This window comes from Xenorhabdus sp. KK7.4 (assembly GCF_963876465.1).
Taxonomy (GTDB): Bacteria; Pseudomonadota; Gammaproteobacteria; order Enterobacterales; family Enterobacteriaceae; genus Xenorhabdus; species Xenorhabdus stockiae.
Genome location: NZ_CAWNQF010000001.1, coordinates 286,641 through 301,834 on the forward strand (window position 1 = coordinate 286,641; position 15,194 = coordinate 301,834).

8 protein-coding genes and 1 pseudogene are annotated in these 15,194 nt (G+C 38.1%); 3 read left to right on the forward strand and 6 right to left on the reverse strand.

The genetic code is table 11. The features are described 5' to 3' along the window. Window positions 1–259 precede the first annotated feature (259 nt). Window positions 260–988, forward strand: a complete 729-nt coding sequence (locus tag AACS90_RS01305) for a M15 family metallopeptidase (protein WP_193757095.1) — start codon at window positions 260–262, stop codon at window positions 986–988. Window positions 989–1,029: 41 nt separating this feature from the next. Beyond that, the gene (locus AACS90_RS01310) at window positions 1,030–2,247 is read left to right on the forward strand and encodes a DUF819 family protein (RefSeq protein ID WP_099120037.1); all 1,218 of its coding nucleotides are present in this window, start codon (window positions 1,030–1,032) and stop codon (window positions 2,245–2,247) included. 21 nt (window positions 2,248–2,268) lie between these two features. Here AACS90_RS01310 and AACS90_RS01315 read toward each other — a convergent pair whose 3' ends face one another. Then, complete coding sequence (locus AACS90_RS01315; RefSeq protein ID WP_153043628.1) at window positions 2,269–2,844, reverse strand: DUF2867 domain-containing protein; 576 nt, start codon at window positions 2,842–2,844, stop codon at window positions 2,269–2,271. A gap of 287 nt (window positions 2,845–3,131) precedes the next feature. Here AACS90_RS01315 and AACS90_RS01320 point away from each other — a divergent pair, with 287 nt between their 5' ends. Further along, the gene (locus tag AACS90_RS01320) at window positions 3,132–5,450 is read left to right on the forward strand and encodes an FdhF/YdeP family oxidoreductase (protein WP_099120039.1); all 2,319 of its coding nucleotides are present in this window, start codon (window positions 3,132–3,134) and stop codon (window positions 5,448–5,450) included. Between the two features lie 82 nt (window positions 5,451–5,532). Here the strand turns inward: AACS90_RS01320 and AACS90_RS01325 are convergent, their stop codons facing one another. The 5 genes and pseudogenes from AACS90_RS01325 to AACS90_RS01345 form a co-directional block, all read right to left on the reverse strand. Then, the gene (locus AACS90_RS01325; RefSeq protein WP_099120040.1) at window positions 5,533–6,450 is read right to left on the reverse strand and encodes a bestrophin family protein; all 918 of its coding nucleotides are present in this window, start codon (window positions 6,448–6,450) and stop codon (window positions 5,533–5,535) included. A gap of 173 nt (window positions 6,451–6,623) precedes the next feature. Continuing rightward, window positions 6,624–10,259, reverse strand: a complete 3,636-nt coding sequence (locus AACS90_RS01330) for a trypsin-like serine protease (protein WP_099120041.1) — start codon at window positions 10,257–10,259, stop codon at window positions 6,624–6,626. Window positions 10,260–10,281: 22 nt separating this feature from the next. After that, complete coding sequence (locus AACS90_RS01335) at window positions 10,282–12,063, reverse strand: hypothetical protein (RefSeq protein ID WP_153043629.1); 1,782 nt, start codon at window positions 12,061–12,063, stop codon at window positions 10,282–10,284. A gap of 480 nt (window positions 12,064–12,543) precedes the next feature. Beyond that, window positions 12,544–12,926 (reverse strand): annotated as a pseudogene (locus AACS90_RS01340) (IS1 family transposase); the annotation flags it as partial. A gap of 254 nt (window positions 12,927–13,180) precedes the next feature. After that, window positions 13,181–15,181, reverse strand: a complete 2,001-nt coding sequence (locus tag AACS90_RS01345) for a hypothetical protein (protein ID WP_153043630.1) — start codon at window positions 15,179–15,181, stop codon at window positions 13,181–13,183. Window positions 15,182–15,194: the final 13 nt, after the last annotated feature.

A 15,194-nucleotide genomic window follows, 5' to 3' on the forward strand; every position in this document is an offset into this window, starting at 1 on the left:
TAGGGGATGTCTACACATATTTTGTCATATAAGATTTGGCATTGCATCTTGTGTAACCGACACAATTTTAAATGGTATTTAACCTGTTCAACAGAAAGAAAATTAAAATTTGATAGCTTTTGACTTTGTTGCTAGTCTGTAAATATCTTGTTATTTTAAAATAAATAAAATTAATGATTAAAGTCTCTTTTATTTAAATAATTAATAAAGATTATTAAAATATAACTAAGTGAAAACATAAAAGAATATGAAGGTTAATATGCTGCATTCTTTTACTGAGCGGAAAATTAGTACAAAAAAGATTTTTGACTGGGAAACCATTAATAAAATATCTATTAATGAATGTCATGAGCCTTTAGAAGTTATTTATGAAACAGATAAAATAAAACTGAAACCGGTTTATTTTCTTGCTGGTGTCAATGGCGCTGTTGAATATTGTGCAGTAAGGAAAAGTGTGGCTGAAAAATTAATACAGGCCTCCCAATTATTGCCTGCTCATTTAGGGCTTTTAGTTTTGGATGGGTGGCGTTCACGAGAAACTCAGCTTGCATTGCAGGAGAAAACACGGGCTACCATTGCGCAGCAGTACAGCTACTTATCCATTGAAGAACAAAAAGAATTGCTGGAGCAGTTTGTGGCACCCGCCCCGACTGAGCAAAATCCGGTTAGTCCTCATCTGACAGGGGGTTCAGTGGATGTGACGCTGTTTGATATTGCCTCTGGTGAGGCATTGTTTATGGGCACAGAATTTGATGAAGTGGATGATCTGTCTTACACCGCAGCCTTAGAACAAGCATCGGATACAAACATGCCGGCAGTATTATACCGTCGGATACTGCATCACGTTATGCTTCAGGCTGGCTTTACTAACCTGCCGACTGAGTGGTGGCATTACGATTATGGTAATGCTTTATGGGCATTCTATAAAAATGATCAGGCTGTTTATGGTGCAGTGGAAGGCATCAGAGAATCAGGCAGCACAATATAGAATATTATCGGCCTGAACAGAATAAGAGGTTAAATTATATAATGAAAAATACCTTAATTGACGCTGATAATTCATTAATGCTGTGGGCTTTTATTATGATTGCGGTAGCAGCTGCAATTATGCTGGAGCAGAAATATAAATGGGCCACTAAAATACCGGGCGCTGTTATTGCTCTGGTCATCGCTATTTTTGCTTCTAACTTACATATTATTCCGACTGAAGCACCCGCTTATGATGTTGTCTGGGAATATATCGTCCCTTTAGCAATTCCGTTGCTGTTATTTAAAACCAATTTACATAATCTGATTACCGGCAGCTGGCGGTTATTGATATTATTTTTGATTTCCTCTGTCGCGACGATGATTGGCACAGTGATCGCGTTTCACTTACTCAGGGGTTATATCCCTGAGCTGGATAAAATCAGTGGGATGATGTCTGCATCTTATACGGGGGGTGGGGTTAACTTTGCCGCAATGGCAGCCAAATTAGCACCATCTGAAAGTATGACGGCATCCACTATTGTTGCTGACCATATGATGATGGCTGCTTATTTTATTATCCTGATGGTTATATCTGGCTGGTCAGTGGCAAGGAAATTCTGGGGAAGCCCTTATTCTGATGCGATTGACAATAATCCGGAACTGGATAAATCGCGGACTTTAGCTGCTGCTTACTGGAAACCGAAAAATATTGCTCTGAAAGATATCGCCTTGGCACTGGCATGGTCAATTTTTATTGTCGCGCTGTCATTCCATCTTTCATCATGGTTAAAGGCGCTGTTCGGGAAGCCTGCCAGCATCTATCAGGAACTTATTTTCAGTTTAATATCAGACAAATACCTGCTTCTTACTACAGTGACATTTATTCTGGTATCGATATTCAAAAAAACCTTCAGCAATCTTAATGGTACGCAGGAATTAGGCACTTACGCTATTTATATGTTTTTTGTTGTTATCGGCATACCGGCATCTGTCCACGCTATAATCAGCAATGCGCCATTGCTGTTTGTCTTTGTTTTTATTATTGCCATGATTAACTTGTTGATTACTTTCTCAGCAGGGAAAGTATTTAAATTTAGTCTGGAAGAAAATATTCTTGCCTGTAATGCCAATATTGGCGGGCCAACCACAGCGGCAGCAATGGCAATCAGCCGTGGCTGGAATTCCCTGGTCGGGCCGATTATGGTCATTGGTACAGTTGGTTATGTTATTGGTAATTATGTCGGCACGTTTGTTTACTTTGTGGTGGAGAATATGTGATAACCGATTAAATTCAGTCGGTCAGGGAAGTGTCATCTTCCTGAGCATGCTGTTTACAATAATACTGTGTGCAAGAGAGACCGGGATCATATACATTTTCCCAAAAAAATTATGGGTAATAACGGATGCTGTGACAGTGACTTTATCGCCTTTTCCCTGATTATTACTTGATAAAACATTCAGGGAGACTAAAACGGTTAAGTGTATATCTTCTGATAGCAGGCATAATTCATTATCACTGATACGGATAATCTTAAAAAAATCAATAGAGCTTCCTTCCTGTACGTTTTCTTCTAAATGCCCGCCAGAGAACCCATTGATTTTTTCAACACCTGCGAGACTAGATATTTTATCTCTTATTGCAAAAGACAAACGTATCCATAATGGTGTTTTCTTTGTCATTTCATTATAAACAGTCAAAGCAGTGGTTTTATTTTTAATAAAAGTATTTTGCTGGCTGTAATAGTCTAATTTATCTTTTTTATTTAAAAGCAAAAAACCAAACTCATCACGATAGTACATATGACACCACGCTATTATTTTTCCCAAATGTTCGGCTTGTTCGTTATTTTGCAGTAGATATCTTTTGTCTTTCAAGTTGTCTCTTTGAGAAAGTATAAAAAGCGCTCACAATTGAAGCAAAAATGAACAATACTTTACTTTGTTAACGTCTTATCATTGTATTTATTTTAACCAGATAAAATATGCTATCTGACAATGTGATATTTGTCACATTGCAGGTCACTGTATCAACAGGAAGATAATTCGGTTTTCTCGTTGTATAAGAACGGAATAAGTATCACAATAAATCTGTTCGGCGTTCCTGATTCATCTGCCAATCCGTGGCCAATTCTTTGACCACCAGGTTAAAAATAGAGATTGTTATGAAATTCAAATCAAAAATAAAACCCTATCACGCCGCAGCGGGAGGTTGGGGGTCATTGGAGGCAACAACACGTTTTGTCTTTGATAGTAAACAAGTATTAAAGAACATGGTTAATCTAATGCGCATGAACAAACCCAGAGGCTTTGATTGCCCGGGATGTGCATGGGGTGATGATAACAAAAGCCTTTTCAGCTTTTGTGAAAATGGCGCGAAAGCAGTTACCTGGGAAGCCACCCGGCGTTATGTAGACCGGGAGTTTTTTGCCACACATAGTGTTAGCAAACTCTACGAACAAAGTGATTACTTTCTGGAATATCAAGGGCGCGTTATTGAACCGATGCGCTATAACCATGAGACAGATCACTATGAGCCTATTAGCTGGGAGCAGGCTTTTTCTTTGATCGCCAGACACATTAATGGGATGGAAAACCCGAACCAGCTGGAGCTGTATACTTCCGGTCGGGCCAGTAATGAAGCCTCATGGTTGTATCAGCTATTTGGCCGGGTACTGGGGACTAATAACTTTCCTGATTGCTCAAATATGTGTCATGAAGCCAGCGGTTACGGGCTGCTGAAAAGTCTGGGAGTGGGTAAAGGAACGATTCGTCTGAATGATTTTGATCATGCAGATGCCATTTTTGTCTTTGGGCAGAATCCCGGAACAAATCACCCACGGATGCTGCATAGCCTGCGGCACGCGGCAGAACACGGAGCCAGAATTGTCACCTTCAATACATTACGTGAACGCGGCTTAGAGCGCTTTGCTGATCCACAAAAACCCCTCGAAGTTGTTACTCCAATGGCAGGCAATATCAGCCATCGTTATTATCAGCCTAAATTAGGCGGAGATATGGCTGCTGTGCGGGGGATGGTCAAAGCGTTGCTGGAAGTTCATAACTCTCGTATAGCTGCCGGAGCCGCAGGTATTTTTGCTCAAGACTTTATTTCGGCTCATACCGAAGGTGTGGAGGCTTATTTACAGGAAGTGGCTGCTACTGAATGGTCATTTATAGAGGAACAATCAGGTCTGACGCAGCAACAGCTACGCGAGGCAGCGGATATTTATCTGCATGCTGAACGTGTGATTTGCACCTGGGCAATGGGGATTACTCAGCATAAACACTCTATTGATACAGTCCGTGAGATTACAAACCTGCAATTACTGTTTGGTCAGTTAGGTAAACCCGGTGCTGGTGTATGCCCGGTGCGTGGTCACAGTAACGTACAGGGAAACCGGACGATGGGGATTAATGAGCAACCGTCTCAGGCTTTCCTTGATAGTCTGGCAAATCACTTTGGTTTTGAACCTCCCCGTGCTCATGGTCATAATGTGGTGCAAGCGCTGGAGGCAATGTTACGTGATGAAGTGAAGGTACTGATTGCGCTGGGGGGAAATCTCGCTGCTGCTGCGCCTGACAGCCCACGTACAGAGGAAGCACTCCGGCATTGCGATTTGACTGTTCATATCAGTACGAAATTAAATCGCAGTCATCTTGTTACCGGTAAAAAAGATGCTCTTATCCTACCGGCACTGGGGCGTACAGAACAGGATATTCAGCTTAGTGGTGCGCAGTTTGTTACGGTAGAAGATTCTTTCAGCATGGTGCATGCTTCTGAAGGGATAAACAAACCACTATCTGATACACAGCGTTCTGAAACTGCGATTGTTGCGGGCATTGCTGGTGCGGTCTTAGGCAATACCCCAACAATTAACTGGCTGGAATTAGCCGGAGATTACAACAAAATCCGTGATCACATTAGCGCAACTATTCCCGGTTTTGCTGACTTTAATAAAAAATGTGAACATCCGGGCGGTTTTTATCTCGGTAATGCGGCGGCAGAGCTGCGTTTTCAGACCCCGAGTAAAAAAGCTGAATTTAGCCATGCACCATTGCCAGACACACTGTTTCCCCAAATTGATGGAGAAGAAGTTCCCTTTGCTTTGCAAACCTTGCGCTCCCATGATCAATACAACACAACCATCTATGGTTTAGACGACCGCTATCGTGGCGTTTATGGTCAACGGGAAGTTTTGTTTATGAACCCGGAAGATATTGCTCAGTCGGGCTATCAGGAGGGCGATCTGGTTGATATCGAGACCATCTGGCATGACGGTATTGAGCGTAAAGTATGTGGATTTAAATTAGTTCCCTACACTATTCCGCGCGGTAACCTTGCCGCTTATTACCCTGAAACCAATCCGTTAGTACCGATGGACAGCTTTGGTTATGGTACAGGTACACCCACATCCAAATCTGTTCCGGTGAAGTTATCGCTGACCGCATTGAAGGATTCAGAATCTCAGCGCCTCATATAATACATGGATTCAGGCTCGTTTTTTGGGAAAGACATTAAAACCGAGCCTGCTGTTCGGCCTTTAATCAAATGAAGGTGAATAATCAGAGTAAATTGAATTTTTCATTAGGTTGCAATAAAGCCGGTAATGGCGTCTGGTCATTCATTTCCATCAGATGGCGTTCAATGACGGTACAAATTGCATTGAGGGGTAAATCATTAGGTGAAGTTCCGAATGGATCTTCTAACTCTTCAGCCAGCGCATCCCATGATAAGAAAGCATAAGAAATAAACACTGAAACAAACGGTGTCATATAGTGTAAATCGGTAACCAGAGCAAAAGGCAGCAGGGTACAGAAGAGATAAACCGTTCGCTGGAGTATCAGCGTGTAGGCGAAAGGCACGGGAGTACTGGCGATACGCTCACAGCCACCCAGAATATGGGAAAGCTCATTGAGGTTCTTATCCATCATTTCATAGGTAATATCACTTAATAACCCCCCTTTCCTCCATTCACCGAGGAGAAGACTCATTTTCAGTAACAATCGATTAGTTGGCATCGGACTGCGAATAATTTCAGCATATATTTCTGTGGGCAGAAGGCGATATAAATCTTCTTTTGGATCTGTGCCACGTAACTGATGTTTTAAACTCCAGCTAAACGCGATAAGCAAAACAGAAAATTGTTGATGTAACTGAGTTTCATCTGGCTGAATACTCTTAATCTGGCGTAATAACGAGCGCTGAGTAACCAATAACGATCCCCAAAGTGCTCTGGCCTCGACAAAACGGCTGTAGCTGGTGTTATTGCGAAAACCGAGAAAAATGGCGATAGCGATCCCCAGCAGGCTAAACGGGGCGACGGTCAAATGAATACCAAGGTGTTCATACCACTGATAACTCACAACTGCGATGATAGACATGAGTATATTCAGCATTAAACGGAAGGTAATTTTTGATAAGACTGAGCCATGCCAGTCAAATAGACGAAAGAACCAGTGTTGGTTAGGACGGATGATCATGGTGAATACAAACTTTTATAATTATTAACTAACTAAATAAGACCATCCTAATACTATTGTAATTACAGCTCCAGAATTTCACATTTTTTCTTAGTCTGAGGTTAAAAAAACGCCTCCTATCAGGAGGCGCTATGCCGTAGTTCATTGTGTTCAAATCTCCTTAGATAGGAGGCTTAATATTTAGAATGGTGGTTAAAATGTAAGTAGATTAATGAAGAAGCGCCATTCGCTGGCTGGATTTTATAGGATACCTGTGCCGTAGAGTGCAGTTCATGGCTGATAAACTGTTCGGCCGATACCGTGAATTTTCCCTTCCCGAATAGGTAAGGCCCGCAGGACCATGTGCCGGATGCAGTAACGGTGGTATCACACGCTTTATTATTACCGTTTTTGCCTATATGTATGTGGGCGCCGGGTTCGCCTATTCCGGCAATGTCAAAAGGTTTCCGGTGGAATTCAGCATTCTGTTTAGGCGCAGTGATACTGATTCGGGTTTGGGTGATCTCATATTGGCGTGAAACTTCCGAAGTTCTTTTATAATGGGTTGTGGTCAGATCTTTTGAGTGGAGTTCTTGATATTGGGCTGCATAAAGGGAGAATATCCCTGCCTGTTTTGCTGTCATGACTGGGTTATTTGGGCATACCCATTTACCGTTGGCATCCACTTTGGTCTGACAAATCAGTGTGCCAGATGAAGGCGGCAGGACGGTTTCTTTTGGCGGTAGAAACAATTTTGAACTGGCAATAAGGATCAGTTGGCCGGGAGTGCCTTCTCCTTGAATTGATATACCGCTATTTATCCGGTAGTGAGCGTTTTTTTGCGGCTCGGTAATCCGCATTGGCATGGTAAAGTGCCATTCGATAGGTGCACCAATTTTCTTCCCATCCTTGGTTTCCTGTATCACTAATTTATAGGCTTCTCCTCCGTGTAATTTGCTTGTGTCAATGTTTAACCCCCAATGAGGAATAGTAAGGCCTGCTATGGTAGAAACGGCACCTAAAACAGCACCAGAAGCAGCTCCGGCCAGATTGAAGACAAGCCCAGCGGCAGCTCCCGCTGCTGTTGCTGCTGCACTGAATAAACCGAACAGGCTTATTAACCCGCCGTCCGGATCAATCGGTGGAGAATTGGCGGGATTATCAATTTCAGGTTCGTCCTCCTCCGGCTCTTTTTCTTCCACAGTCACCACTTCCGTCTTAGTAGCAACTACTTTGTTGTCTTTCATTAATTCGGCGGTCAGTTTATATGTGCCTTCGGTGAAAGTGACGGGTGTCCGACATCCCCAGTCACCATTATCACTGACGACAGCATCCTTACAAATTGTGTCCGGGAAGGTGTCTGCCGTATCTCCCCCTGATGCTCCCCGAGAAAGGGGTAATTTACGTTTTCTGACGTTAACTGTTCCACCGGGAATACTGGCAGTTCCTGATACCGTCGTAACGGTATCTGAGGTGTTTGCCGGGTTTGTAATGCCAACGTCAAGGGGGCCGATTTCAAAATATGCTTTTGGTAAGAAATCTGACCAAATATGAGGCTCAATATTGAGTCCTTGAGGTCTAATCCTGTCCATTATCTCAATATAATAAACCCCGTCTTTCAATTCAGAAGGAAGCGATAAACTCCAGTTTGGAAAATCATGTCTTTTTCCATAATCACTATATTTTATTGGTATTTCGGAAAAATATTTACCATTTTCCAATGGAATTTTTACGTAGATATCCTTATCCTTATCATCGCTATTGCATTGAGGGGAATTTGAAGGTGACTGACTGCTTTTTTTCATGCAGATAGAATATTCTGAAGGTAAAAGTATATCATCATTTGAGAGAGTATAACGTTGATCATCACCACCAAAACCAGTGAATTTTTTATTTTGTATATCAATAGGTGAGATTTTTGTTGGTGATTCCATCGGATATTCTTTATTAAAAGAAGGCATAAGATATCCGCCTTCAAATTCGAAAGACTGGTAATACCATAACTTTGGATCACTCGGGTCAACGTTCTCCAGTTTTTGTATTGCACTGATATATAAAAACGGGTTTTTTCCTGAATTAAAATCTTTTTTTGATGCAAATAAATTTCTTAAATGAAAATTATCTTTATCTCGAGGATTATTTTTACAATTTGAATTTTTACCATCAAAAATACAAACTAGTTTTGCATTTTTAGCATAATCCACGTTATATTCTAATATTTTTCTATATATGTTTCCTTTTCTATTTTCGTTTTGCTCAACATTTAAAGTGGAATAATCTTCTGGTTTTAAACTGATGCTGACTTGATCTTTTATTTCTTTATGCTTGGATTTTTTGGATTTTTTGGGTTTTTTGTATTCTTGTTCTGCATTTATATTATAGTTATCATCTTTACCTAAATTTTTAAGATTAATATTAGTATTTATACTGCATGACCATAGTCCATTCTCACCTGTTTTTATCAATTCGTTATTATTTAACCCAGCGCATAATTTATCCTGTGTATAAACTTCGTCACCATACTTAGGGTTAGCGCTTAATGACAATGTTATTTCAGAACCAGGGGCGGCGTATCCACGTATGGTAAAGTTTTTGGTTAGAACTATTGATTTATCTGTTGGGTAAATAATATCAAACTCTTGCTTTGTATTTGGTATTGTTGCTGTTATGGTATCACTATCCCATGATGTATTATCTTTCTTTAACTCTTCAGCTGTAATAGTAATTTCATATTCATTTCCTTCACTAACTGTTTCAGTGAAATAAGTATCATATGGGATATCACATTTCCATTTTCTATCTAAGCCTACCTTACATTTAGTATTTTTTTCATCTTTGTGATTAATGGAGTAACGAAGATTGATCTCAGTAGATAGACGACCAAATCCCTCTACAGGTATGCTTTTTCTCCTTTTACTTAATTTTGCACCCCAATCCGGACTTTCGATCCATATTTTTTTCATGTATTGAGAAAACCAACTTCCTGGGTATCTTTTGCGACTCAAAGGGGTATCAAAATTTTTTCCTGTAACATCTGGTTTATATTTTCCTGTAACATCTGAAGCAAAAAAGAATGGACGAACTTTATTGCTATCTTTAACTTTAAGAGTATCTTTTGTTGTGGATGCAACACCGATGATTGTATCATGCCAAATAACCGGGCCACCAGAGTCTCCAGATTGTGCAATTCCTGGCTTTAAATCTTCATTTTCTTTTATAAGAAGCCCATAATTTTGTTGATAATCTACGGCATTAGTGACAATGTTAACATCAGCTCTTTGCTGTTTTTCTTCTGTATTTTTTGTCTCCTTTCCTGTTGTTGGATCAATTCCCAAATTACCATAGCCATATATAGAAGCGTTATAATAATTTTTGTCTATTTTTTCATAAGCTTCATCATAGTTAAAGAAACGACGAACATGACCATAATTAGCTAAATTAGTAGGCTTATCTAATTTTATTATTGCAAAATCTGAGGCTATAGGGTATCGAATGAAATTTCTATATGATGCAGTGCCAATTACTCTTTTTTCATAATTTTCAATCGAATATGTTTTAATGTTTTCAAGGTCACCCTTGCAATGTGATGCTGTCAAAATATAGCTCGGAGAGATCAGCGAACCACTACATGAAAAAATATATTTTCCTGATTCATCTTTAGCATGAATATTCACAACCCAAGGTTTGCATTTACTATTGTTACTATCAATACAGCTTTCTTCTCCTCCCGCAATTGTTTCTATTGGGTGGGGGGGCAATACAGCATCTGAAAATACATTTACACTGTAAGATAATAATAAGAGGGTGAAAAATACTTTAAATATAATCATAACAGCCTCCTGAATGGGGAGATTAATTATTTTTTTCAATACAGCTCATATGGTCATTACCTCCAGTGCATTCCAGTGTTTTATCTTTCCTTGCTGGATAATTTTCATTATCAGATGTTTCATGGATAGTAAAAAGATACACCCCTCGTTTAGCATAATATTCATTGTCTGAACGCCAATTTCCTTTTTCATCAGGAATTATTTCTTCCGATTTTACACCATCATAAAATATTATTTTAGGGTGGAGAGTTTCTTTGAAATCACTGGTTTGTTTATCATTATTAGGTAGGGAGGTTCCATAAAAGTAGATAAATACATTATCGATGATGCCATATTTTACAGAGAAATCTTTTGATTTCAGTATAGTGACTTCGTCATTGCTATTTTTAATGGGAACATTTGGTGTTCCTGTATTTTTAGCTTTAATTTGTATAAAACCGGCAGGGGCATCACTAATTTTGGTTTGCCAGTTATTTCCAATACGAGAAAGAATGGGGAGTACATGTTCACCATTTGAATAGTAGCTTGCAATTACATCAAGAGGTGTTTTTTCTGTTACTTTCCCTTCAATGACAATCTGTTTAGGATTGTCGTCTGTTGAAGTAATAAATTCATGTATAACAGGTTTTGTGATTTTTACCGGACAACGTGCTACTCCAAATTTAATTTCTTTTTTTCCGGGGAGATTATTGTCATTTTTCCTATTCTGGTTAAAAAGCACAGATGCTTTATAGTAATTAAAACATTTTGCGGTTAAACCTTTAAGGCTCCATGTGCCGGAATTAATATCAACATCAGGTGTATATTCTTTCGTTGGTTCAGAAGGATGAGTGTAATCAGGATCATCAAAACTAGAAATTGATACTTTAATTTTTTTAGCATCATTTGGAGTTTTAGTATTAATTAAACCGGATATGTCATATTTTCCATCAGGTATAATTTGAGAATCCTTCATTGACGTTATGGTTGCCCCACAAGGTGGTCCTTTAATAGTAATTCCTGAATTCTCAATACCCTCAATACTAATTTTTCTGGGAACCAGTTCGCAGTTTATCCAAACTTTTGCCCGCCATTGAGTCCTTTTTCCTTCTATAAGCTTAACTTTATATTTATTTTGGTCAAAATTAGTGACAAGATAAGGTAACGATTCATCTTTCATAAGACCCTGTCCCATAATAGTAATATAGTTATTTTTGGCTTGCTCTTGCGGATCAGAGGAAGTAATTTTTGGTGGTGTGAAAACATAATCATCCTTGATATCTATGCTCATACTATAGCCATCCTCAACCAAAATCCCATGATTTAAACAGTCATAGCCTTTTTTGCAAGTAGCGCTGATTTCAAGATTACAATAGCTTGTATTAACCGAACTAAGCCATGGTCCCCAAAATGATTCTGAATATATTAATAATTGTAAATCACATGTTTTATATGGTTGAAAGTTATGATAGGTAGTTGCAGTCCATTCCACGAATTTATTTTTACTATGGCAGCTGAATATTGTATTGTAATCTATAATGTTTTCACGATAAATTTCTCCACTCTTCAAATCAATATCTTCAGATCCATGATCTTTCATGCATTTATCATTAGTCATATGAATTTTTAACTCACCATATTTACTACTGTTTTTAAAGGTTAAGTTATATCTTGCTGAAAAAATGTTTGTATTTTTTTTTGAATTTCTATTCTCGTAATTTGGAGTGAAAGAATGGTTTTTGAAGTTATTTCCGTAGCCCCTACTAAGACAAGGGAATAATATGGATAGCGTTATTATATATAAGTTTAATTTATTTATTTTCATATGAAAGCCTTAAATAAAAAACATATCACCATGATGGTTAGTTTAATTTTTAAATCTTTTGGATTTTTTTATTAAATATAATTTATAAAAAATGTAATAGGATACATTGTGGAAAATCTGGGGCCGGGCAATTCCATCAAGGGAAAAAGATTCATACTTAAGTATGGTAAAGCATCTCAATAATGTCCAAGTTTGGAATTGTTTTTTATATCAGTGTGTCCTAATTGGCTTTGGTCAACTATTCCACAGATGTAAATTGTGAGCATACCAACTACAATATTCGATCAGGATTACATGTGAGTAATTTCATTCCATCCTCTCAGTATGTGAAAGTTATCAATACCATGCAGAGATATTTGGCTATAAAAACATAGTGGGATTTTTAGAGGCTCAACCTTTCATTTGATGAATTGAATGACTGGAATGTTATTTGGAGATGTATTCAATTTTTTGGTTATGTATTCAAAGAGTTGACCACTCTCAAACATAATATTCACGTTCAATGAAAGTGCCAATGATTTTGTCATGCATTTCAGGTGACTTTGAATAACCAAGTGTTTTACGGTTCAGGCGCTTAATTCGGTTACGTAACGTTAAATTTTCACGTTCGATACGTTGAGTAAAATATTTTCCAACCAGATTGTTGGCTGAAGGCAGTCAATTATAGTATAGGCACGATAATCATCAGTACACCAAAAGGCCACCTTGCATTTAGGTAGTTTTTTCAATAACTTTTTCTGCGTTTTCTTGTTTCGTCTACCAAAAGCATGCGCAATGATACGTTTTAGGCGAGGCTCCCAAGCATACCATAACCAACGTTGGCACTTTTTATTTCCGACGAATGACCATATTTCGTTAATTTCACCCAGCGGTAAGGTTGGTGCCCACCTTTGCCAATGCCATGTTTTTTAACGTCCTTCGTCTGGTGACAACTTTCAAGTTACCTCTTTGTTGTCTGCACTCGCTCACCCCAGTCACATAGTTATCTATGCTCCTAGGTATGAACTCCTTGCCGCCGCGATGCATCTTGACCGAATTTTTAATAACTCTATCTTACGTTCTATAAACGGAACAACTGGAATCGCATTTTTGTGAGTTTTCAATTTCTGTAGCTAATTTATGAGAGTGCATTTTCTTTATGGCTCGTTTTCTTTTCCTGAATTTCGGGATTTCGCTTATCTAATTCTGCTAAGATATGCTCTATTTTTTCATCAATATCAAATGATAGACTTCCTGTGCGCCAAAACAACGAACTACCACGTTTAAAATCAGTCAGTGAGACTGATTTTTTACCTTTTATTATGTAGGTAATAATAAAAGCCTGAATTTCAGTATGTATGGAATGTCTTTTCTTTCCCCAAAGACATTTAGTAATATGGAACCGAAAATTAGTAGACCATAATGTATTTTTATTGCTTATAAAATAGAGTATTAATCCATCCGGTTTGCTCTGAGGCAATGGAGTGAATTGATAGGAAATACCAGCTTGCTGATAACGAGCAGCGCTAAGTTTTAAGGATGGAGAAAATATGATCTGTCTTTCACGATCGATTATAATAATGTCCTGAGGGATTAAAAATAAAATGTGGAGAATTAATAAGATAAAAATCAGGAATTGTCCAAAATAGATAGCATAATCAGAAATCTCAAAATAATATAAATTAAATATTCCAGAGTCATACTCTTTATCACGAATTAGATCATCATAATGCAATCTATGATAAATGAAATTCCAGATTGGGATGGAGTTATTATCTTCTACATCAAGCCCAGCTATATATTTTTCCGGAGAAAATGAAGCTGGCAGATCATTTCTAAGATGAAAACTTTTTCCGTATTCTTTACGAAGTTTTTCGACCTCTTCCAAAATGATAGATTCCTCCCACTCTTTGTGTGAAATGAAGGTACTGATGTACCAACCACTGATGGGGATTTCAATAGCCAAATAAAGTAAAAATAAAAAAATACGAGGTAAAGTCAGTGACCTGCCTATTAAAACACATTGCTTATCATTAATACTTTTGAGCATGGAAAAAGCTTTTAATTCTCGTTTACTCTTTGGTTTTGTTGGTAATTTTAGTAAGTTCTCTTCTTGTTCAATGAGTAAGGAGGGGTCTGGACGCCATGTTTCTGGAGCATGAATATTTTTTCTTGTCGCTGAAAGAGCTTCTAATGCGGCTAGAATATGAGTTATCTGCTCATCAAAGTCGGCAGGTTTTTCATCTTCATGGCATTTGCGGGGAACTGGAGTACGCAGGATATCGCCTTCAAAAACAGGGGATTTACCATATAGAAGATAATTGACAATAAAAACATAAGGTAATATAAATCTTTTTTGTTGTTTTGAAGAGGAATTTCTTTCACGATACATATGTAGTGAAAATATACGACGGCTGAGTGAATTATTCCTATCCAAAGTGTATAGTATCAACCCTCTAGTTTCTGATGAGTGTAACTGTACTCGTAATTGAGAAAATCCAACCTGTGAATAATGGGCAGCATAAACTTTTCCTTTACGCCAACTAAAAAATAATTGGCGTTTTCTATCAATAAATAATGGTGGGGGATTTTTATAAAAACGACGAATATAAATGGGTAAAAAAATAGTCAATGATATTAATGTTCCAAATATAAAAAAATCCAACAGGAGAAGGGAGATGTTATTATCGGAACCGTTATAACGATAATAGAGATATCTATCGAAGGTTATTTCTTTCGAATAATTAACATATCTGACAATTTCCATTTTTTTGGAATAGTGTGGTTGGAGATAAAAATCTTTTTCTCCATATTTTTGGCGAGCCAAATTAACTTGCTCCCATATTTCCGGGAGATGTTCTTTTTTCTGTTCTGTAAATAATCCTATGGCAAGAGCCCAAAATAGGAATAATAATATTGGTCCAAATAGTGATAATGAAGAATGGAAATCTCTATCTGTCGTTTTCATCGCACATAAATCGCCATCAATGCTTTCGATACATATAGATAGGGGGATTTTTCCTAGTTTGTTACTTAGTAATGGAGTCGCAAGTAACTCTTTTTGGTGCTCAATAAATGGTGTTGGCGTTATTCTACTCAGAGCCTTGGCTGGTATGTTGTACCACTTTACATCATTCATGATTTTTCTATCC